19 protein-coding genes are annotated in these 21,167 nt (G+C 48.0%); 5 read left to right on the top strand and 14 right to left on the bottom strand.

What is annotated here, in order from left to right:
- Nucleotides 1-375 precede the first annotated feature (375 nt).
- From BP95_RS0125150 to BP95_RS0125140, 3 genes are all read right to left on the bottom strand, one after another.
- The gene (locus BP95_RS0125150; RefSeq protein WP_028533511.1) at nt 376-1,503 is read right to left on the bottom strand and encodes a sensor histidine kinase; all 1,128 of its coding nucleotides are present in this window, start codon (nt 1,501-1,503) and stop codon (nt 376-378) included.
- Entirely contained in the window at nt 1,484-2,191 is a 708-nt protein-coding gene (locus BP95_RS0125145; protein ID WP_036667607.1) for a response regulator transcription factor, read from the bottom strand. The genes BP95_RS0125150 and BP95_RS0125145 overlap by 20 nt, the downstream gene beginning before the upstream one ends.
- Nucleotides 2,192-2,286: 95 nt before the next feature.
- On the bottom strand, nt 2,287-3,162 hold the full coding sequence (locus tag BP95_RS0125140; RefSeq protein WP_021255734.1) for a LysR family transcriptional regulator: 876 nt from the start codon (nt 3,160-3,162) through the stop codon (nt 2,287-2,289).
- A gap of 112 nt (nt 3,163-3,274) precedes the next feature.
- Between BP95_RS0125140 and BP95_RS0125135 the strand changes: the two genes are divergently transcribed.
- The 3 genes from BP95_RS0125135 (at nt 3,275) to BP95_RS0125120 (ending at nt 8,311) form a co-directional block, all read left to right on the top strand.
- On the top strand, nt 3,275-4,387 hold the full coding sequence (locus BP95_RS0125135) for a citrate synthase/methylcitrate synthase (RefSeq protein ID WP_021255733.1): 1,113 nt from the start codon (nt 3,275-3,277) through the stop codon (nt 4,385-4,387).
- A 565-nt stretch (nt 4,388-4,952) separates the two neighbouring features.
- Nucleotides 4,953-6,218: a Glu/Leu/Phe/Val family dehydrogenase gene (locus BP95_RS0125130; RefSeq protein WP_021255732.1), complete on the top strand. Its 1,266-nt coding sequence runs from the start codon at nt 4,953-4,955 to the stop codon at nt 6,216-6,218.
- Between the two features lie 275 nt (nt 6,219-6,493).
- Nucleotides 6,494-8,311: a glycerophosphodiester phosphodiesterase gene (locus BP95_RS0125120; protein WP_021255731.1), complete on the top strand. Its 1,818-nt coding sequence runs from the start codon at nt 6,494-6,496 to the stop codon at nt 8,309-8,311.
- A gap of 108 nt (nt 8,312-8,419) precedes the next feature.
- On the opposite strand, the gene BP95_RS0125115 is transcribed toward BP95_RS0125120, so the two are convergent.
- From BP95_RS0125115 to mug, 8 genes are all read right to left on the bottom strand, one after another.
- A complete protein-coding gene (locus tag BP95_RS0125115; protein WP_021255730.1) occupies nt 8,420-8,725 on the bottom strand; it encodes an MTH1187 family thiamine-binding protein in 306 nt (101 codons plus the stop codon).
- Nucleotides 8,726-8,865: 140 nt separating this feature from the next.
- Nucleotides 8,866-10,503 (bottom strand): formate--tetrahydrofolate ligase, encoded by a 1,638-nt coding sequence (locus BP95_RS0125110; RefSeq protein WP_028533509.1) that lies wholly within the window; start codon nt 10,501-10,503, stop codon nt 8,866-8,868.
- Nucleotides 10,504-10,761: 258 nt separating this feature from the next.
- Nucleotides 10,762-11,961 carry an iron-containing alcohol dehydrogenase gene (locus tag BP95_RS0125105; RefSeq protein ID WP_028533508.1) on the bottom strand — a complete coding sequence of 400 codons (1,200 nt, stop codon included), beginning with the start codon at nt 11,959-11,961 and terminating at the stop codon, nt 10,762-10,764.
- Between the two features lie 283 nt (nt 11,962-12,244).
- Complete coding sequence (locus BP95_RS0125100) at nt 12,245-14,056, bottom strand: ABC transporter ATP-binding protein (protein WP_414813112.1); 1,812 nt, start codon at nt 14,054-14,056, stop codon at nt 12,245-12,247.
- Between the two features lie 67 nt (nt 14,057-14,123).
- Nucleotides 14,124-15,950: an ABC transporter ATP-binding protein gene (locus BP95_RS0125095; RefSeq protein ID WP_021255726.1), complete on the bottom strand. Its 1,827-nt coding sequence runs from the start codon at nt 15,948-15,950 to the stop codon at nt 14,124-14,126.
- Nucleotides 15,951-16,062: 112 nt separating this feature from the next.
- Entirely contained in the window at nt 16,063-16,515 is a 453-nt protein-coding gene (locus BP95_RS0125090) for a MarR family winged helix-turn-helix transcriptional regulator (RefSeq protein ID WP_021255725.1), read from the bottom strand.
- 193 nt (nt 16,516-16,708) lie between these two features.
- Complete coding sequence (locus BP95_RS33350) at nt 16,709-16,882, bottom strand: hypothetical protein (protein WP_005543625.1); 174 nt, start codon at nt 16,880-16,882, stop codon at nt 16,709-16,711.
- A gap of 211 nt (nt 16,883-17,093) precedes the next feature.
- A complete protein-coding gene (mug, locus tag BP95_RS0125080) occupies nt 17,094-17,609 on the bottom strand; it encodes a G/U mismatch-specific DNA glycosylase (protein ID WP_021255724.1) in 516 nt (171 codons plus the stop codon).
- A gap of 283 nt (nt 17,610-17,892) precedes the next feature.
- Here mug and BP95_RS0125075 point away from each other — a divergent pair, with 283 nt between their 5' ends.
- Nucleotides 17,893-18,102: a cold-shock protein gene (locus tag BP95_RS0125075; RefSeq protein WP_021255723.1), complete on the top strand. Its 210-nt coding sequence runs from the start codon at nt 17,893-17,895 to the stop codon at nt 18,100-18,102.
- Between the two features lie 142 nt (nt 18,103-18,244).
- Here BP95_RS0125075 and BP95_RS0125070 read toward each other — a convergent pair whose 3' ends face one another.
- Complete coding sequence (locus tag BP95_RS0125070) at nt 18,245-18,559, bottom strand: YbjQ family protein (protein ID WP_021255722.1); 315 nt, start codon at nt 18,557-18,559, stop codon at nt 18,245-18,247.
- 343 nt (nt 18,560-18,902) lie between these two features.
- Here BP95_RS0125070 and BP95_RS0125065 point away from each other — a divergent pair, with 343 nt between their 5' ends.
- Entirely contained in the window at nt 18,903-19,721 is an 819-nt protein-coding gene (locus BP95_RS0125065; protein ID WP_028533507.1) for a hypothetical protein, read from the top strand.
- Between the two features lie 154 nt (nt 19,722-19,875).
- Here BP95_RS0125065 and BP95_RS0125060 read toward each other — a convergent pair whose 3' ends face one another.
- Both BP95_RS0125060 and BP95_RS0125055 read right to left on the bottom strand, forming a co-directional pair.
- A complete protein-coding gene (locus BP95_RS0125060; protein WP_021255720.1) occupies nt 19,876-20,526 on the bottom strand; it encodes a TVP38/TMEM64 family protein in 651 nt (216 codons plus the stop codon).
- 312 nt (nt 20,527-20,838) lie between these two features.
- Entirely contained in the window at nt 20,839-21,039 is a 201-nt protein-coding gene (locus tag BP95_RS0125055) for a cold-shock protein (protein WP_005543633.1), read from the bottom strand.
- Nucleotides 21,040-21,167: the final 128 nt, after the last annotated feature.

The raw sequence follows: 21,167 nt of genomic DNA, 5'->3' as shown, positions 1-21,167 counted from the left end.
AATTTTCGTATGTCTAGTACATAATGGCGCTGAAATTCGAGTAAGTTAATGTTACACACAACTCGCGCAGCGCTTTAATTGCTCATAATTAATCTTGAAGTTGTTAAGAAAGAAACATCTGTAACAGCAAGAGCAACTAGTAAAGATGTAATTACAAAAATATTGGAACATACTACAAGAAAAAGAAATTAAGAATGGGATTACTATTTTCATTTTTGCAGCAGTCAAATCGAAATTGCATCGTTTAAACTAAGTATGTTATGTAACATACAGAATTTGGGATACATAGGGCGTAATACTGCACATTACCGGTTCGTGCTGCGTAATGTGCAGTATTCGTTCCAGCTAGGCCTATCTCGTCAGCACATATCAATATCAGGTCATCCTATCAGACGGCCCCTCTAGGGGTACCGAACAACTTGGAATCTCAACGACAAAGTAAGTGCCTTCCTGATTGCTTATCGCTTCAATTGTTCCCCCATGCAGCTCTACAATCGTCTTGGATATCGCAAGACCTAGCCCAGAACCACCCGAATGCTCCGATCTTGATTTCTCCACACGGTAAAATCGATCAAAAATATGCGGCAGATCATGAGCCGGTATAGGCTCACCGCTGTTGTGCACAGAGATCATAATTCGAGTCCCCCGCTTGCGGAGGAATATTCCTACTGCAGATCCACGCGGCGCATAGCGCATCGCATTGGTAAGCAGGTTGTCGAATACACGCACCAGCTTATCTGGATCCGCCTCGATCCAGTACTGATCCTCATCGCTGTGCATCGAGATGGTCAGTCCCTCCTGCTCCATCGGATAACGATAGTGTACACACAGCTGACCTGCCATTTCCACAATATTGAGCGGCTTCGTATGCAGCGTCATCCCGCCATTCATGCGGGTATATTCGAACAAATCGTTAATCATGACGTTCAGGCGCTGAGCCTTCTCATAAGCAATATTCGTATAATGCCGCAGCTCTACTTCATCCCTATATCGATCCTGCTCAACCAACCCTAAGTAGCCCATGATGGAGGTAAGCGGTGTGCGAAGATCATGTGATACGCTTGTAACCAGTTCATTTTTGGTACGTTCGGCAAGGCGCTCCTCTTCCAGCGACAGCTTAATTTGTTCGGCCATACGATTAATGTTATCCGCAAGCCTGCCGATTTCATCGTCCGTGGAGACGGTGCAGCGGGCATCCAGATTGCCATCCGCCATACGCTGAACCGTTGCTGTAATTTGCTCCATACTTTTGATTAATTTGCGATTCAGTAAAAAATAGATACCGACGAACAGCGCCAACCCAACGACAATGAGCGGTACAACAACTCCAAACATTCGCTCCAATGCCCGAAACAAGACATTAAGCAGATCAATTTGCAAGTAACTGTACATAAACAGAGCAAGACCGAGCATGAGGTAGGCTGTTATTAATGCCAATATAATGCTCAGCACGAAGGTGAACAGCATCTTCCATCGAAGGCTGCTATACCATGGTGTCTTCAATCTTATACCCTACTCCCCATACGGTCTGAATGAGTTTGCCACCGCTTGATTCCAGCTTGTCCCGCAGCTTGCTGATATGAACCGCCACCGTATTGTGCGATCCATTGAAGTTCTCTTTCCATACTCGTTCGTACAGCTCTTCCGCACTGAATACTCTTCCTGGGTTGCTCGCCATTAAGTAGAGAATATCGAATTCCACACTCGTTAAATGTACTGCTTGTCCATCCACCTTCACCGAATGGGTCGACTTATTAATATCCATCGTTTGAATGCGAATGACATCCACAGGCTGCGCTTGAGACTGAAGCTGCGAGTTCAATAAGTAAGCACGGCGGAGCAGTGATTTCACACGTGCTACCAGCTCCAATGGATTGAACGGCTTCGTCATATAATCATCCGCACCTGTCATAAGGCCCATGATCTTATCCATATCTTCCGACTTTGCGCTCAGCATCATAACTGGCGTCGCTTGGTTCTCCCGAATTTTGCGGCATACCGCAAGCCCATCCAGTCTCGGCATCATCACATCGAGAATGACCAGTTCGATAGGTTCATGCTGAAGGATGTCCAATGCTTCCACACCATCGTATGCCTTATGCGTGCAATATCCTTCATTTTTCAAGTAAATATCGATTAAGCCAGCGATCTCTTTATCATCGTCGACAATTAATATATTTGTCACACCCATTACCCTCCTGCTTCCACTATCAACATTGTTGGCACTAGCATACCGTTAAATACCGTCCCGGTTCAACGGCAATCACTAGCAGCCTGCTCTCCTGTTTACATGAATCCACGGAAAAATTCCAGAAAACGCTGCCCTTCAGTAACATTGTGCTTCATAACCGCATACGTTCTTGCGGTAGGCAGCATCAATTCCGAGCAATCCACCTGAAGCAATCTTCCTTCCGTACGTTCACGGCGAATCGTAATCTCAGGCAAGAACGAAATGCCAAGCCCTTCTTCAATGAACCGCTTCGTTACATGAACTTGGGTAACAAGCATTGTGCGAATGTATCGATACCTCGTCTGCAGCTCCTGCACAAGCGGCTCCCAATATTCAGGATGATTATAAGTGAGCAGCATATGATTCGCCAGCAAATCTCCGAGCTGGAGCGGAGAAGCAGTCTCTGCATCATGCCCATCATGCGGCGCAACAAGCACCACCTCGTCCTCCCCCAATATATCACAGGTGAGCCGCGCATCACTTGCCCACATTCGAGATAACCCTAGATCCACCTGATCCTGCAGCACCGCATCGGCAATTTGCTTCGATTCCAACACCTGAACTTGAACCTCTACATCAGGATTAGCATGCACATAGCGATTCAAGACATGTGGGATGAGATATGCCGCTACAAGCGGCGATACCGCCAGATTCAATCTTCGGGTATAGCCCTGCTTGAAGCGATGCAGCTCCTGCAGGCCTTCCTCGTGGACGGACAACAGATGTTTCGCGTGCGGAAGGAATCGCCGTCCTTCCTCGGTCAATTCTACTCTTCGTCCTACTCGTTTAAATAAAGGCGAGCCCAAGTATTGCTCCAACTGCTTGATCTGGATCGTTACCGTCGGCTGCGAAATGAACAATTCCTCCGAAGTGCGACGGAAATTCTCATGCGCAGCAGCGTGCACAAATGTTTGTATCCATTTCAAATCCATCGTCATCGGCTCCTTATTGATTATGATTCCCTATTAAATCAATAAAAACGTTTCAATATTTTTAATCAAACACCATGTATATAATAATACATATTAAAGGAGGAGGGAAATGATGGTTGACAAGGGGTTAAAAGGTGTTGTTGCAGCAGAAACCGAATTGAGCTTCATTGACGGCAATGCCGGTATATTGCTTTATCGCGGATATGATGCTAAAGAACTTGCCATTCGGCATTCCTTCGAGGAAGTCGCTTACCTACTCTGGTACGGCACGTTGCCGAGCTCAGCAGAATTGCAATCCTTCACAGCGGCCTGGGTGCGCTGCAGACAGCTGCCTGAGCCTGTCATCCATTGCTTGAACCAGCTTCCTTCAGACATGAACTTGATGAGCCAGCTGCGCACCGCAGTCTCTGTACTAGGAACGACTGTATACGAAGGGGCTCCACACATCGAACAAGCGATGGCGTTAACGGCGATGATGCCTGCTATCATCGCGAACTTGTATCGCAAGCAGCAAGGGCTGCCTATATGGGACTCGATACCGAGTAACGAATCTCTAGGCCATGCAGCCCATTATCTATATTTGCTGACAGGTGAGGTTCCGACCGATATCCATGCCAGCGCGTTGGAAACGTACATGATCCTTACCATGGAGCATGGACTGAACGCTTCCACCTTCACCGCTCGCGTTATCACATCCACAGAGTCGGATATGGTTTCCGCTTTGACGGGGGCGCTTGGGGCGATGAAGGGGCAGCTTCATGGCGGTGCTCCTTCAGGTGTAACGGAAATGCTGGAGGCGATCGGTACGGCTGATCGAGCGGAAGACTGGCTGCGTGAACAGTTGGAGAATCGTAGTCTGTTAATGGGCTTCGGACATCGTATATATCGGACACGCGATCCAAGAGCAGAAGCATTGAAAATCCGCATTGCGCAGATGGAGGAAAGTGACCATTGGCTCGATTTGGCTCAGCTCGTCGAGGATACTGCTGTACGACTACTCGCTGAATATAAGCCTGGGCGCAAGCTGTATGCGAACGTCGAATTTTATGCAGCTGCCATTATGCGTGCAATTGGATTGCCTAGTGAGTTGTTCACACCAACCTTCTCGGCAAGCCGTACCGTCGGCTGGACCTCCCATATGATCGAACAGGCAAAAGACAATGTCATCTACCGTCCCGATGCCAAGTACATTGGCTCGTTTCCTACTACTGAACATGTATCGTAATGCGTAAACCTTAGGTCTCTATCCTCTTTTTTTATACATTTATGGGGTGTCTCTTCGTCGGATCGGAAATAATCAGACGAGCAGGCACCTCCTTTTTTATCCGGAACCACGTAATTTATCCAAAAGACGAACAATCACAAATTTGTACCATTTCCATTATCCAATCCCTTTTTGGCAGATCGAACCCATCAGAATATGGTTTAATTAACCAACGTAACTTTTAAGCACCTTATAGCTTGTCCTCTTCATATAGACATTTTCCGATGACACCCCAAGCACAATCCCCTAGTTATTATCATATTTATTTGAAATACGCCCGTATAGAGCGCGAAAAATGTCCTCTCTTGAAATACATACCAGCCACTTCGAATTGTTAAAATTTTTCTATAAAAAGGTTTTATGGCCATAAAAGATTATATTAATGTAATAAAATTTATCACCCTGTGTAAAATCTTCTTTTACGGATGTGGGCGTTTTTGCGACAAATCGTATTTCAAAAAGCGCACATTGTCAGTATAATGTGTGAAAAGTGTTCCTATATTGCAGAGAGGTTAGGTGTAATCCCATGGAAACCATACAACGCGAACAAACAGAAGTACTTAACCCATACGAAATCGTTAAGAAGCAAATTGATGCAGCTGCAGCTAAATTGCAATTGCCCGAGCATGTCACCGAATTACTGAAGAGACCAAAGCGTGTTCTTTCCGTAAACTTCCCAGTTCGAATGGACGACGGCTCTATTCGTATCTTCGAAGGCTATCGCTCGCAGCATAACGATGCAGTAGGACCAACAAAGGGCGGCATTCGCTTCCATCCGGATGTAACACTTGACGAAGTTAAAGCACTCTCCATGTGGATGACATTCAAGTGCGGTGTTGTTGGCTTGCCATACGGCGGCGGCAAGGGCGGCGTTATCGTTGACCCACGCACACTCAGCAAAGGCGAGCTTGAGCGTCTCAGCCGCGCATTCATGGAGGCAATTGCCGACATCGTAGGACCAGAGCGCGATATTCCAGCTCCAGACGTATATACAACACCTCAAATTATGGGTTGGATGATGGACACATACAGCCGCTTGCGTGGACACAACTCGCCAGGCGTTATTACAGGCAAGCCAATCATCATCGGTGGTTCCCTTGGACGGAACGCGGCGACTGCTCAAGGTTGCGTATATGCAATCCAATCTGCATTGGAAGACATTAAACTTCCGATGGAGAACGCAAAGGTAGCCGTTCAAGGCTTCGGTAATGCTGGACGTATTGCAGCTCGCCTGCTCACAGACCTCGGTGCAACAGTAGTGGCAGTCAGCGATTCCCGTGGCGGTATCTATGATGCAAACGGTCTTGATCTGGATCGTGTAGAGCAGTTGAAGGACGAAGCAACGATCCTCGATTACGGCGCAAGCTACCATATCAGTAACGAGCAGCTGCTTGAGCTGGATGTAGATATCTTGATCCCGGCAGCATTGGAAAATGTCATTACACAGGAGAACGCTCCACGCGTTAAAGCACGCATCATTGCGGAAGCAGCAAACGGACCAACAACTCCTGAAGCGGACGCAATCCTGAACAAGAACGGAACGATTGTTATTCCTGACATTTTGGCAAATGCCGGCGGTGTTACCGTATCTTACTTCGAGTGGGTACAAAACCTGATGAACTACTACTGGAGCGAAGAAGAAGTTCTGGAGAAGCTCCAAGTGAACATGGTGAAATCGTATAATGCCGTTCGTGATCTGGCAAAAGAATACGCTACAGATCTTCGTACAGCAGCCTTTATGATTTCACTTCAACGCGTTACTGAAGCTATGCGTGCAAGAGGCTGGGTATAAGCCATTCCAAGCGCTAAAGGTCAAATATATCCTCACCCTTCAACATAAGTTCAGCCCTCTCCACTTCCAGCCGGAAGCACGGGAGGGCTGATTCTGTATATTGGACACATAAAAACTCCATTTTCATGAATTGTGTATATTCATTACACATACACTATCAACTATATTTTCTAACTGTCAGCACTCCCCATCTAGCCGTATTGTTGGTAAGAACGGGATCATGGTCTATAATGTAACGTGTATCACGATACTGACATAAAAGGAAAACATAAATCATGAATGCTAAGCGTACCAATAAGCGCCGTTCTCGATTCATTCCTTTTCGAATGACAAGGGATATTATAGGGGTGTGGAAATATGCTCACCGTCCTTTTCTTCTATTTGAATTGGTTTACAAACTACTGACGATTGGCGTATTCATCCCGCTTCTATCGATACTTTTCAACAAAATACTAGATGTCGGGGGCTTCAATGCGGCCGCGAATCACGATCTGCTCCGCTTCGTGTTCAGCAGATACGGCCTGATCAGCCTGCTGCTCATGGCCCCCATTGCCATGATGCTCATTTACACGGAATTTGCTGCTCTCGTCTATATTGCCTATTACGGTATTCAAAAGAAGCGCGCACGAATTAGGCCTGTGTTGTTCAAAGCCATCTCTCGCTTGCCAGGCTTATGGCGCATCGGGATATTCGGTCTGGCTCTTTATTTGCTGCTGTTGTTCCCACTTCTTGATGCTGGTATTGGAGGATCACTGCTGCCAAGTGTTGCGATACCGAACTTTATTACCGGTGAGTTAATGAAGACAAGTATCGGAACCATCGTCCTAGTCATTGTCGCGCTGGTCGTTCTCATTCTCAATTTGATTTGCATTTATGCCCTGCCGATTATGGTATTGGAAGGCAAGAATCATTTCTGGAATGCTGTCCGCGAGAGCGGCCGATTGTTCTGGCGCAGCAAGTGGTCATTAGTTAGAGCCGTGATTGAATGGGTCATTATCTTCTTACTCCTATTCATTCTCCTGATCTGTATTCTCATCCTAGTGGGGCTTCTGCTTCCTGATGTAGATAGCGAGGGGGCTGCCATAGCTATTACGCTCGGCATCACACTCAGCCTAGGCCTGTATATTGCAACGCTAGTTATGACACCATTGTTCATTACCGTCATTACACTGCTCTATGTGCGTTATCAAGGCCAAGACCAGGTGAACCTGGATACAGACGGAGTCGATGCCACTGTCTGGGAAGGTCGCGATATGCAGCGTTCACTTGTGCGGCGTTACCGCCCTGCACTGGCGACATTCGGACTTCTTATTCTTATCGCCATCGGCTGGGGGGCAACGACCTTATTGACCGATTGGGGAGAGGCTAATGATAAATTCATCATCATGGCTCATCGCGGCGATGTGACTGCCGGTGTGGAAAATACAATGGGCGCTTTCGAAGGCGCCATTCGAACAGGGGCTGACTATATCGAGCTTGACATTCTTCAGACGAAGGATGGCAAGCTGGCAGTTATCCATGATGAGAACTTGAAGCGGTTATCCGGAAAAAATGTGAATGTGTTCGATCTTACACTCGCTCAGTTGCAGCAAATTCCGCTGCGCGCAGGGGAGTTCCGTGACTTCGTGCCTTCCCTCGACGAGGTACTCGAGCGAACGAAAGGGAAAATCAAGCTCAACGTGGAACTCAAGACACATGGTCATGAGACGAACTTGGTCTCTACCTTTGTCAACACGATACGCAAACATAAGGCAGAACAACAAATTATTGTGCAAAGCCTAGATTACGAACTGGTTCAGAAGGTGAAGAAGGCAGCACCGGATCTGACGGTCGGGTATGTCATATTCGCCACCTTTGCTCCGCTTAATCGCTTCGAAGCAGATTTCTTCGTTGTCGAAGAATCATTTGCCCGACCAAGACTCATTCGCTCAGCGAAAATGAGCGGCAAGCCCATTTACGTCTGGACGGTCAATGATACAGAGAGTGTAGAGCGATTCTATACCCTTGGAGCTGACGGTATCATTACAGACATTGCTACTGATGCAAAAGAGACCGTTAATGTACTGCACATGGTAGAGAGCGAGGAGCAATAACAAGAACAAGAAAGCTCCATTCCCATCTACACACAAACACCCGGTATAGAAGCGAAATCCGCTTACCTACCGGGTGTTGTTCTTATCTCTATTTGAACGATTTGCCTATCAGTCCTGCAGCTTCTCTCGTACGGACTGCAGTTTCTGAGCAACCGAGGATGGCTTGTCTCTGCGGTCATCGATTTTTAACACAGTTGACACACGCTGTGCTCCTGCCTCGAATGGACTTTCATGAAGTGCCTGCACCGCTGCGAGCAATCGATCCAATGGCCCCTCAATAATGGTTCCCATCGCAGTTAGCTCATAGGTGATGCCCTCAACACTCTCCAGCGCCTTCTGCATTCCCGCCACGTAACTGCTCAAGCTTGTAGAGCCTGTGCCGACTGGAATTACAGTAATCTCAGCTATCGCCATATACGTTCATCCCTTTCTTGAACCTATCCCCATCATATCCCTTCACGAAAGGGAGCTCAATACGATTCCTACAATAATTATCTCCAACTACCTTCTCCTATGGATAGAGGAGAACATTCGAAGGTTCGTTCCCATCCAACCTAGCTCAATCCCGAAATAGACCCATTTGCGTCCACATGGATGCGCTCAGCAACAGGCCGTGCCGGCATTCCCGGCATCGTAAGCACTTGCCCCGTGTGCACCACGACAAATCCAGCTCCAGCAGATAAGCGAACATCCTTCACTTCAACAGTGAACGCCTCTGGTGCACCAAGCAGGCCTGCTCGATCGGAGAAGGAATAAGGCGTCTTCGCCATGCATACAGGCAGGCGGCTTGCTCCAAGCTGCTCCAGCTTGCGCAGAGCACGCTTCGCCGCAGGCTGATAATACACACCCGCACCGCGATATATACGCGTAACGACGGCTTCTATCTTCTCCTCAATGGTATACTCATCCGGGTACAGCAGCTGGAATTGCGATTCAGCATCAGAGGAATCGGCCAATTCGGCAACATACTGCGCCAATGCGCGGCATCCTTCGCCACCATTCTCCCATGCCTCAGACAGGATCGCGCGCACTCCCGATTGTGTACACAATTCGATAACCGCATCCAGCTCGGCAGGCGAATCTGTCGCAAATCGATTCACAGCGACAACCAGAGGCACGCCGAACTGCTTTATATTTTCAATATGACGCTGTACGTTCACGAAGCCAGCACGAACCGCTTCCACATTTTCAGCGGCCAGCTCCTGCTTGGATACGCCACCGTTATATTTCATTGCCTTCACCGTAACAACAAGCACGGCTGCCGACGGGAACAAGCCTGTCTGGCGGCACTTAATATCCATGAATTTCTCCGCACCAAGATCAGCGCCGAAACCCGCTTCCGTCACTACATAATCCGCTAGCTTCAACGCAAGGCGAGTAGCACGAACACTGCTGCAGCCGTGCGCAATATTCGCAAATGGGCCGCCATGAACCAACACTGGATCCCCTTCGCCTGTCTGCACCAGATTCGGATGAATGGCATCCTTCAGCAATGCACACATCGCTTCAACTGCATTCAAGTCCGCAGCGGTAACTGGCTCATCCTCTTCGTTGAATGCCACTACAATGCGTCCTAGGCGACTGCGAAGATCATCCATATCTTCCGCCAGGCATAGAACCGCCATAACTTCTGAGGCAGTCGTAATCATGAATCCATCCTCACGAACAACTCCATTGCCATCTCCAAGACCAACGACAATACTTCTAAGGGCACGATCATTCATATCGACCGCCCGCTTCCATATGATTCGGGAAGGGTGTATTCGCAGAGCATTCCCTTGATGGATATGGTTGTCTAATAATGCCGCAAGCACACTATGTGCAGATGACACCGCGTGAATGTCACCGGTAAAATGCAAGTTAATATCCTCAGCCGGCACGAGCTGCGCCTTGCCGCTTCCCGTGGCGCCACCCTTCATTCCCATACAAGGGCCAAGTGAAGGCTCCCGCAATGCCGCAACTGCCTTATGTCCAACTCGATTCAGACCTTGGGTCAATCCAATCGTCGTCAATGTCTTCCCTTCACCAGCCGGTGTCGGATTCATTGCTGTTACGAGAATGAGCTTCCCGTTCGGCCGATCGGCTACGCGATTCCATACATCCTGTCCAAGCTTGGCCTTATACTTCCCGTACTGCTCTACATCTTCTTGCGGAATGCCCAATTGCGCTGCAACATCTACGATTCGCTTCATCGTCATGCCCTCTCCCCCTGTATCCGGTCGTGTTCCACCTTGAGAATAGTTAGTGTCCATTCCTGGTAAACATATCATCTTTATTATACACGTCCAGCCTGTTGCGTACATGTACGTTCCTCACAACGGAAATAAAGGCAGCAAAAGTACATGACAAAAGTGCATCGCAAAAGCACATCGCAAAAAGGCCTGCTTGCGCAGCCCCCGCAATATGCGTGAGCTTCACAAGCAGACCCTATAAATTCCAATATGAATTACCTACGAATCATGACTCTGCTGAAGCGGTGCCGCCTCGGCCAGCACACCTTCGAAGGCAGACAGGTACACACGACGAATATCATCTTCTGTTAGCAGCAGCGGACTGCGTGCAAGAAGCCGCCTCTGTTGTATGCCATCCTGCACAAGTGACTCCAGTGCGTCACGAGGAATCTCGAAGGCATCCAACGTCTGCGGGATTCCCGTTTCTTCGATCAACTGCTTCATCCGCTCAATGGCAAGGCAGGACGCCTCTGCATCGGACAATTCACGAACATCCGCGCCCATTGCCTCTGCGATATGGCGAAGCCGCGTCATACAGGCACCACGAATATAATTCATCACATACGGCAGCAGAACTGCATTGGACTCGCCATGCGATAAATGGAATTGTCCGCCGAGCGGATAAGCAAGCGCATGAACACCACCCACGCCCGCGTTGAAGAAGGCGAGGCCAGCCAAATAGCTGCCATAGCTCATTTCAGTCCGTGCTTCCTTGTTCGTTCCATCCTTCACTGCCCGAACGAGCGAACGGCTAATTAAGCGAATTGCATGCAGCGCCACCCCATCCGTTGTCGGACTTGCATGTACAGATACATAAGCCTCTATTGCATGGGTTAATGCATCCATGCCCGACGCTGCAGTGACTCTCGGTGGTACACTCACGGTCAGTTCTGGATCAATAATCGCCGCATCAGCCAGCAAGTAATCATGAGCAACAACGTCCTTGGTTGTCTCCAATGACAGCACGGATATATCCGTTACTTCCGAGCCTGTGCCTGATGTCGTCGGGATTAGAATCTTCGGCAGGCCGCGTACAGATAATGGACGAGTCCCGCTCAAATTCAAGTAATCCGCAACTGCTCCCTCATGCTGCGATAGAACTGCCGCAAGCTTAGCCAAATCCAGCGCACTTCCCCCACCTAAGCCAATGACAAGATCGAACTTGCCTTCACGTGTATAGCGAACGAGTGCCTCTCCTGCCGCAAGCGGCGGCTCCGGCATCGTATCCGTATAGATATCAATATCATAGCTTGCCTCACGAAGCGGCTGAAGTACACGCTCCACCGTACCGTTGCGAAATACCGACTTGCTCGTCACGCACAATATCCGCTTCGGTGCGTGACGCTCCACTTCGGACAGCAGTTGGGCTGCTGATCCCCACCCTGTATATTGATAGGGTGCAAATCTATGTGTAAACATACCTTTCTCACCTCTTCTTTATCTTGAACCTTGCTCATTATGCACACCTCGCATGGATTCGGAAGTATGATCGTATCATCCTTAGAGCCCTCGATCAACCTGCTACCGAAGATAGGCGAATCGATTTTCCATATATATGTACACAAATAAGAGCCTCCTGGATGGATCAGGAAGCCCTCCCAAATGATTAAGCTATCTTGACTATCTGTACTGTATTTACTAAACCTTCTATTATAATTCACTTTAGTTTCCATTTTATGTCACCCATTCGATATTACGGGCATCAGGATACTTCTTGAATAAGGGGGTTCATATACAATCGATAGTAGAACCCTTCCCGCTTCAGCAATTCTGCATGGGTTCCACGCTCAATAATACGACCTTGCTCGATAACGAGAATTTGATCTGCCTCTCGAATCGTGCTTAACCGATGAGCGATAACGAAGCTCGTACGTCCCTTCATCAAGGTCTGAAGCGCCTTCTGAATATGCATCTCTGTTCTCGTATCAATACTGCTCGTCGCTTCATCCAATATGAGAATAGCTGGGTTCGCCAAGATAGCCCGTGCAATCGTCAGCAGCTGACGCTGCCCTTGACTCAGGTTGCTTCCGTCCTCCGTCAGCACAGCGTCATATCCATCAGGTAGGCGCACGATAAATGAATGTGCATTGGCAAGTTTGGCGGCCTGCTCCACCTCTTCATCCGTTGCCTCTAATCTTCCATAACGAATATTGTCCCTAACCGTTCCGGCAAACAAATAGGTATCCTGCAGCACCATGCCAATCGAGGTACGCAGCTCCTCCTTGTCCATGTCTCTAATATCTTGCCCATCAATAAGGATTGAGCCTTGATCAACATCATAGAAGCGCATGAGCAAGTTTACGACCGTTGTCTTCCCAGACCCGGTTGGACCAACAAGTGCAATTGTCTGACCGGGTCGTGCAGTTAGCACAACCTCCTTCAACACCGGCACATCCTGCTTATATCCGAAGGATACATCTTGGAAGACGACTTCCCCCTTCATGCCTTCTAATGGCAATATCGTCTGCTGATCAGCATACTCCGGCTGTTCATCCATGATCTCAAAAATACGCTCTGCGCCAGCAATCGCCGCCTGCAGCATGTTATACTGATTCGCCAATTCGTTAATCGGGCGGGCAAACTGCTTCGAATAATTGAGAAATGCTGTAATAATTCCAATCGTAATGACGCCTTGAACTGCCATATAGCCACCAACCGCCGCAACTAATGCGAAGCTAATATTGTTAATTGCATTCATAAGGGGAGGAACGAAGCCAGAGAAGGCTTGTGCGTGGATACCCACATGTCTCAGCTGAATATTCTTCTTCTCAAACGCTGCAATTGCTTCTTCCTCGCGGCCAAATGCCTTGATGACCCGCTGACCTGAAATCATCTCTTCAATATATCCATTCAATTCTCCCAGTTCACGCTGTTGATCCGTAAAAAATCGACGCGTTCGCTTCGCTATGCTGCGGGTCACAAACAGCCCCAGCGGTACGACAATTAAGCTAATCAATGTCAGTACAGGACTTAGTGCGATCATCATGCCGATAGCACCAGTTACCGTTATGACACTGGTGAAAATCTGAATCGTACTCTGTGACAGAGAGTTGTTGATATTCTCGACATCATTGGTCAGGCGACTCATCACATCTCCGCGCGGCCGCTCATCAAAGAACTTGAGCGGAAGTGTCTGCACCTTGACGAACACATCCTTGCGAATCGCCTGAACGGTTCGCTGCGAGATGCTTGCCATCATATATGTGTGCATCCATGAGGCTAATGCACCTAGGGCATACACAATAAGCAGCCAAGACACAAGTGATCCGAGCAAGGCGAAGTCGGTTGTCCCTAAGTCGATGCCTAGACTGTCAATAGACTTGCCGATCAAATAAGGACCAATCAGTGCACACACGGAGCTGGCGACGACAAGCAGGAAGACTCCCAGCAGCGGTATGCGTTCCGCACGCAAATACTGCCACAGTCGAATGATAGTCGCCTTGGATTGCTTAGCCTTCTTAGGAGGGCCCATAAGGTGCATGCCCCCTGATCCAGGCCCTTTGTGACCCATCATTTTGACAGAATGGTCAGCGGAACTGCGTTCTTGCTCCCGTCCTATACGGGAATTCTGCTCTGACACGCTAGACCGCCTCCTCTCCGACTTGGGAACGATAAATATCCTGATACACTTCACAGCTATCCAGCAGCTCTGCATGGGTACCTATGCCAACCACATATCCATCATCGAGCACCATGATGCGATCCGCGTCCAGCACGGAACTGATTCGCTGGGCTACTATAAGGCAGGTCGTGCCCTCCAACTGCTCTCGAAACGCCTTCTGCATGCGAGCCTCCGTACCTGTATCCACTGCACTTGTACTGTCATCCAGAATAAGTATGGACGGCCGCTTCAACAACGCTCGCGCAATGGACAGGCGTTGCTTTTGCCCACCGGACAGATTGACGCCTCGTTGTCCAATCATCGTGTCGTAACCTTCTGGCAGCTTCTGAATGAACTCAGCCGCTTGTGCAGCTTCAGCAGCTGCCTGCACTTCCTGATCGGAAGCTGCTGCATTCCCCCAGCGAATATTATCCCGAATTGTCCCGGAGAACAGGATCGATTCCTGAAGCACCATACCAACCCGCTGCCGCAGCTTGCGCAGTGGGATATTTCGAATATCTGTCTCACCCAGCAGAATATGCCCTTCTGTTACATCATAAAATCGTGGAATTAAGTTCACCAGTGTTGATTTGCCTGCACCGGTGGAGCCAAGAATCGCAATCCGTTCCCCTGGCATCGCCGTGAAAGAAATCCGCTTCAGGACAGGCTGCCCTCCTCCACCTGTATAGCTGAAAGAAACTTGATCGAAGACAAGCTGACCATGTGCCTTAGGATAAGCTGTGGTGTGCTCCGCTGAATCCGTTGCTAGTTCTGATTCATGTTCTGTTAGATGTTCCATTGCATGCTCTGACCCATGCTCCACTTCCAGTCCAACGTTACGAACAGCAGCGATATCTGAAATATCCGTCTGTGTATTCAGCACTTCAGATATTCTGTCTGCAGACACCTTAGCCCGAGACAGCATCATAAGCATCATCCCCACCATCATAAGCGCGAACAGAATTTGCATCATATAGTTCGTAAAGGCGATGACTTCTCCCACCTGCATACTGCCGCCGTCCACCTTGATTCCACCGAACCATAGAACAGCTACAATACTGAAATTCATAACCAGCATCATAACAGGCATCATAAGCGCCATAATTCGAGTAGCCTTCACCGTTACTTCTGACAAGTCAGCGTTCCTCTTTTCAAATCGTTCCTGCTCATACGAAGAACGAACAAACGCTTTAATAACACGGATGCCTGCTAAATTTTCGCGCACTACACCATTTAATCGATCGAGTTTGGTTTGGACGTTTTTGAATAGAGGAATACCTTTGCGGAAAATAAGAATAAGTGCCCCGAACAACAAAGGAACCGTTACAACGAATATAAGAGCCATCTGCGCGTTCAGCGCGAACGCCATCGCGATCCCACCCATGAACAATAGCGGAAAGCGAGTCATCATGCGCAGCATCATCAGCACGACGTTCTGCACCTGTACGACATCATTCGTTAAGCGCGTAATCAGAGAGGAAGTATGGAATTGATCCAACTTGTCGAAGGAAAAGGTCTGAATGTTCTTGAACATGGCTAAGCGGATATCTGCGCCAACATGCTGTGAAGCAATACTCGCAAAATAAACGCATCCCATTCCACCCGCAATACCGACAAAGGCGATGCCGACCATCATGAGCCCTGTTCTTGCGATATATCCCATATCCCGATTCACTACACCATAATCTACAATATGGGACATTAGCGTCGGCTGCATCAGATCACATATGACCTCAACGAGCATGAGGAGCATCGCGCATAAAGCCGCTTTTCGATAAGGCAAGATATAAGCAAATAACTGTTTCATGAATACAGCGCACCTTTCACGTTAGTTTGGCAACTAATGATACAAACCGCAGGAGGGGACGGCTCGTAGCCTTATTGCAGAAACCCTTTAACAGCAAACAGCGGCTGCTATTCTATTCGCCTACCCTCTCTTCATCATGAGCAGACAGATTGTGATGCATATGCAGCAAGAAACGACGCAGCAGGATTTTCTCCTCCTCGCGGAATCCTTGGAAGCATTGCTGTTCCACTTCCTTCACGGCCTCCTGCACATGCCCTACGGCATCCTTGCCTCTTGGCAGCAAATATACGCGGGAAACCCGCAAGTCCTCCTCATCCGCACGGCGTTCGATGAGCCCCGCTTTCTCCAGACGATTCAGCATCACCGTAACCGTTGCTGGCTTAATCTTCGCCTTCTCCACTAATTCCTTCTGGCTCCGCCCATCTTGATCACTAAGCAGAAACAGCATTGGCAGCTGCCCAGGATGGATGCCCACATCCTGCACCTTCTTCATCATTTCATTGTTGTATGCCCGCACAACCTGTGACAGCAACACCTCTAACGAATCTAAATACGTATCTTCCATTGCTTATAAACTCCCATCCATTTATTTAGCCGACTACTTATTTTGTGACAGTAGTCTACCACAGAGCTGAATCGGATTCAAGCAGCAGACAACCCCCTCAACCGTACGTAACCTGCACAAAAAAAAAAGCATCTGCTCACGCAGACGCTCTCTTCCCGATTCCCGTATATCATCAACAGTCCTACATACTGCCTTATTTATGGCTAGCATGCAGATCATGCATGTTCTGATGAAGCTCCTTAATCATATGATTCATCAAGTATTGCTCTTGTGAATTCAGTCCGTGCTGATTGTCCTGTGCAATGTATTGCTGGATATTCCGCTTTAACAGTTCATTTCGTCTATCTAACATTTGTTCGTAACTCAAACAGAAGTCACTCCTCGCTTGTTGTACGTGCACAATTTAAGCCTATTTAAGTATAAGGAGTAGACTCCTGTTAGAAAAATGTGGTGTTCCCTCTTCCTGCCGCATCTGACCGCAAGAAGCATCATCTTCATGAAACAGAACGGTTCGCTTGTAATAATGCTCGCTTTTACTCCCTGTTAGTCCCCTGCATCAAATATAAGCCCATTCTTCATCATTCGCCGCCGGGATCAAGTGCCTCTGTTATTCTTGCATAGATGCTTACAATCTCGTCCAGCTTCATACGGACAAGTCCACTGGAGGAAGGGGCGACGAACTCATATACGCCCTCTACAACCGGATCTGCCTGTACACCCCAATTGATGCCCGTACGCCCACTGTACTTCTCATACACACCCTTACCGACAAAGCATACAGCCCTCGGCTTATACATCTCAATTTTCTGACGAAGCTGCTGGCGCCCTTCCGCATACTCCTCTGCCGTTATCTCCGCAGCCGCTCGAGTCGGACGGGCAACAATATTCGTAAATCCATAGCCTAATTCAATCAGATCGCCATCTTCCTCTGCCCGGAACAACCTCGGAGTCAGACCTGCTCGATAAATGATCTGCCAGAATCGATTGCGTGGATTCGCATAATGATGCCCGGTTGCCCCTGATCTCAAGCTTGGATTGAAACCAACGAACACAATACGCAGATGCGGGGCAAGATGATCGGGAATGGAATCCATCGACATGACCTCCTTCACTTATTTACAACATCATGAGAAATTAGAAAATTTCGCATATTTTTCTAAGTTGCCTCACATAATAGAAGAGCGGCAACTTGCGAAAACGCTTGTGAGCTGCATAACATTCGTTTTCACTGTACCGACTGCGCTTGCAGACATACTTGGAACTTGCCGAGTCAACCGTGAATAGAAGGGCTGTCCATAGGGGCAGTTCTTTTCATTCAGCCCGCGCTTTTATTTATCCCATCTCATCAGCGCGCACAAATAAAAGGAGGGTTCTACCATGTACTATGCAAAAAAACAACCCGAGCCAGTTCCCGAGGAGCAAACATCCATCTGGCAATGCAGTCAGGACGGCTGCTCCTGTTGGATGCGGGAGAACTTCACATTCGACGACACCCCCATTTGCCCGATCTGCCAGTCTACAATGGTTGAATCGTCGCGTATGCTCCCTACACTAACGAACAACACCAATTATGCCCACACGAAGTAGAATCGCTCAGCTTCGACGTCCGCGGCTGGCTTCATCCGTCTATGGACTGAGGCTGGCCGCATTTTTTTTACAGCGAAAGGTCTGTGCGCTCACAATGAGACACAGACCTCTTATTTATTCTTATTTTGTTCTAGCGCTTGTACTAACGAACAACGACTGCCGTACCGCTTACTGCAACCATCAACATGCCTTCTCGCACCACTTCATAATCCACGTCAATGCCGACAATTGCGTTGGCGCCAAGTCGTCTTGCCGCATCCTTCATTTCTTCCATCGCAATGACACGCGCTTCCTTCAATTTGCTCTCATATGCACCAGAGCGACCGCCTACTACATCACGCACAGAGGCAAGGAAGTCCCGTACGACGTTGGCTCCCATGATTGTCTCTCCCGTTACAATATCTATATATTCTACAATTTCTCTGCCTTGAATCGATGGTGTTGTCGTTACGATCATCATTTCATTCCTCCTAAGGGTAGGGTAACTTGAAGTTCTTCATACATTCACTGTTTTCTATAGTATCCAGTATACAACGAGCCATTCACAGTACCTATTGATTAATATGACAATCCGCCCTTATTTACTTACATTTTTGCAACATGCATCTGTTGATGTCTCTACTCTGTCCAATCAGATATCCAGACTACCTTGACAAGACTCTATTCATTTGGTTATATTTTACATGTGAATAATATATCGTAATTTCTTGCGACGGAAGCACCCGTAGGAATGGGCAATCATGCCCTTCTTGCGGGTTTTTTTGTTGTCCTGAAGTTAACGACCAAGAGGAGGTTTACAAATGAAACAGAGAGGTTGGCAAGTCTCAGCAGTGCTGCTCGCCGTGTTGCTTCTACAGCCATTGCTATCAACTGCAACGCAAGCAGCAAGCAAGGAATTGTCCCCCACAGCGAAGAGTGCATTGACGAAGATGGCTGAATCCGCAGCTTCCACCCAAGCCAGCTCCATAGACTCCATGTACAGCGAGCTCATTTCCTTGCAAAATCAGAGCCTGCAGCGAGACAGCACCCTGAAGCAGATGCAAGCCAAAAATAAAGAAACCCTGACTAATGTACGCAGTAAGCTCCAACACTGGGATACCGACAAGATTAATAAACTAGAAGCCTCTCTGAAGCAAACAAGACAACGCTACGAGCCGCTATTCGCTTCATATCAGCTCCTGAACGATCAGCTATCCCGCATGGGCTCCAAGAAAGACGACAAAAAAGAAATCCTGCGCAAGCAGCGCGATATTGTGAAGGCTGCAGTCCAATTAGCAAGAATGGACATTAAAACAAAGGTAGAAGCAGTAAAGAAGGCACGTGAGAGCAAATCAAAATTCGTAAAACGCGTACGTGATATTCTGGCAGGCATCAATACCGTGAATACCCAAATGAAATCAGAACGAAGCACGGTTAGTGAGTTACAGAAACGCACTACGCCACTATGGTCATTGCTCAATCAAGCAATTAAGAAGGGAGACGCCAAAAATTCACTTCAGTCGCTAACATCACTCGTCTCCCTAATTCGTCAAATCGATCAGTCCAAAAAGAAGCTGGAGCAGCACGAGTCACGTATTACGGAAATTGTAAACAAAGCAAAAGGCACCTTTACTTCATGACATAATACAGGCTCTACGGTTCACGCCAACTGTAGATGGTCGCAAATAAAAATCCCCGGAGTTATCCGGGGATCATCATTCACATGCAGCTGCGACGTTGACTAGACGGAAGGGCGCAATCATTCTACCTCCAGCCGAGACCCTAATCGCCGTTCTACACTGACTGCTTATGCTGTTCTAAGGCAGCGTCTATATGCCCTTCTTCATCAGAAGTATGCCGTGTGAAGCGTGCTTCAATTTTTTTGCTAATCAACAGAGACAGGCCTATAAATAGGACGACAAAAATAAGCTGCAACGGATGATCAATAAATCGTTGTATATCGTGACCAATATAGGATACGGAGAATACCATGAGCGCCTTGCCAAAGAGAATCGCAATGAAGAAGGAGCGGATTCGCATGCGCGCAACAGCCGCGACCATATTAATAAGAACGAAGGGACCTACTGGGAAAATACTAAGCAAGAAGACATAACTGAATGCATTATGACGCACCCACAGCATGCTCTTCTTCACCTTCGGCTTCTCAGCCCAGCGAGCGAGCAACGGGTGGCCTGCTGCCTTGCGCACAATGAGGAACGTCAGCATGCAGCCGCTCACGATTCCAATCCATGAATAGAGAAATCCGAGCCACAACCCATATACTGCAGCATTCACACCTACAATAACGAGGGTAGGCAGCGGCGGGATAAAGGACTTCATGAACGTCAGTAATATGCCCGGCAGCGGCCCGAAGGAACGGAATTGCTCCAACAACGCCTTCAAATGCTCTTCGGTAAAATAAGAAGTTATCTCGGATAGTTCCATGTTGTACGTATCCACCAGCCTCTATATTTATCTGTCCAAAAATGGCTCAATATGATTGCCATTGTCATACGAGATGGAAGCTGCCATAAGCTCGCTTCGAACAATAGCATAACATACATCGTCCCCACTATACTGCCTTCCACAACAAAAAAGATCGACAAATAAATGGCGTGGCTGCGAATATAACAAGAGCGAAGCAGAAACACAAAGAGCCGCCCCTGAGGACGGCTCTTTGCTATTCATACGGCATCCCTGCCGCATAAATTAATAAATGCCCCAAACCTTAGGTCTGGGGCATTGTAATTTCGTGTCTTACAGCTTTACAACGTTCTCAGCTTGTGGTCCACGGTTGCCTTCAACTACGTTGAACTCAACGCGTTGGCCTTCGTCCAACGTTTTGAAGCCGTCGCCAGTGATTGCGGAGAAGTGTACGAATACATCGTTACCGCCTTCAACTTCGATGAAACCGAAACCTTTTTCTGCGTTGAACCATTTAACTGTACCTGTTTGCATGAACAAATACCTCCTAAAATTTACATGACCTCTTATTTACATAAATAAATAAAATTCACATATTGGACAAGGTTATTCTATCTTCAAAATAACCCTCTGCAATATGTGAATCAGGTCAAATTTGAATA

This window comes from Paenibacillus sp. UNC217MF (assembly GCF_000686865.1).
In the GTDB taxonomy this organism is placed as follows: Bacteria; Bacillota; Bacilli; order Paenibacillales; family Paenibacillaceae; genus Paenibacillus_B; species Paenibacillus_B suaedae.
This window is presented reverse-complemented; position numbering and strand designations above follow the sequence as displayed.

Bases quoted from the DNA above. Each gene is read 5' to 3' on its own strand.
- BP95_RS0125145 (WP_036667607.1), bottom strand. From the start codon at position 2,191: ATGGGTGTGACAAATATATTAATTGTCGACGATGATAAAGAGATCGCT.
- BP95_RS0125140 (WP_021255734.1), bottom strand. From the start codon at position 3,162: ATGGATTTGAAATGGATACAAACATTTGTGCACGCTGCTGCGCATGAG.
- BP95_RS0125135 (WP_021255733.1), top strand. From the start codon at position 3,275: ATGGTTGACAAGGGGTTAAAAGGTGTTGTTGCAGCAGAAACCGAATTG.
- BP95_RS0125130 (WP_021255732.1), top strand. From the start codon at position 4,953: ATGGAAACCATACAACGCGAACAAACAGAAGTACTTAACCCATACGAA.
- BP95_RS0125120 (WP_021255731.1), top strand. From the start codon at position 6,494: ATGAATGCTAAGCGTACCAATAAGCGCCGTTCTCGATTCATTCCTTTT.
- BP95_RS0125115 (WP_021255730.1), bottom strand. From the start codon at position 8,725: ATGGCGATAGCTGAGATTACTGTAATTCCAGTCGGCACAGGCTCTACA.
- BP95_RS0125110 (WP_028533509.1), bottom strand. From the start codon at position 10,503: ATGAAGCGAATCGTAGATGTTGCAGCGCAATTGGGCATTCCGCAAGAA.
- BP95_RS0125105 (WP_028533508.1), bottom strand. From the start codon at position 11,961: ATGTTTACACATAGATTTGCACCCTATCAATATACAGGGTGGGGATCA.
- BP95_RS0125100 (WP_414813112.1), bottom strand. From the start codon at position 14,056: ATGATGGGTCACAAAGGGCCTGGATCAGGGGGCATGCACCTTATGGGC.
- BP95_RS0125095 (WP_021255726.1), bottom strand. From the start codon at position 15,950: ATGAAACAGTTATTTGCTTATATCTTGCCTTATCGAAAAGCGGCTTTA.
- BP95_RS0125090 (WP_021255725.1), bottom strand. From the start codon at position 16,515: ATGGAAGATACGTATTTAGATTCGTTAGAGGTGTTGCTGTCACAGGTT.
- mug (WP_021255724.1), bottom strand. From the start codon at position 17,609: ATGGATTCCATTCCCGATCATCTTGCCCCGCATCTGCGTATTGTGTTC.
- BP95_RS0125075 (WP_021255723.1), top strand. From the start codon at position 17,893: ATGTACTATGCAAAAAAACAACCCGAGCCAGTTCCCGAGGAGCAAACA.
- BP95_RS0125070 (WP_021255722.1), bottom strand. From the start codon at position 18,559: ATGATCGTAACGACAACACCATCGATTCAAGGCAGAGAAATTGTAGAA.
- BP95_RS0125065 (WP_028533507.1), top strand. From the start codon at position 18,903: ATGAAACAGAGAGGTTGGCAAGTCTCAGCAGTGCTGCTCGCCGTGTTG.
- BP95_RS0125060 (WP_021255720.1), bottom strand. From the start codon at position 20,526: ATGGAACTATCCGAGATAACTTCTTATTTTACCGAAGAGCATTTGAAG.
- BP95_RS0125055 (WP_005543633.1), bottom strand. From the start codon at position 21,039: ATGCAAACAGGTACAGTTAAATGGTTCAACGCAGAAAAAGGTTTCGGT.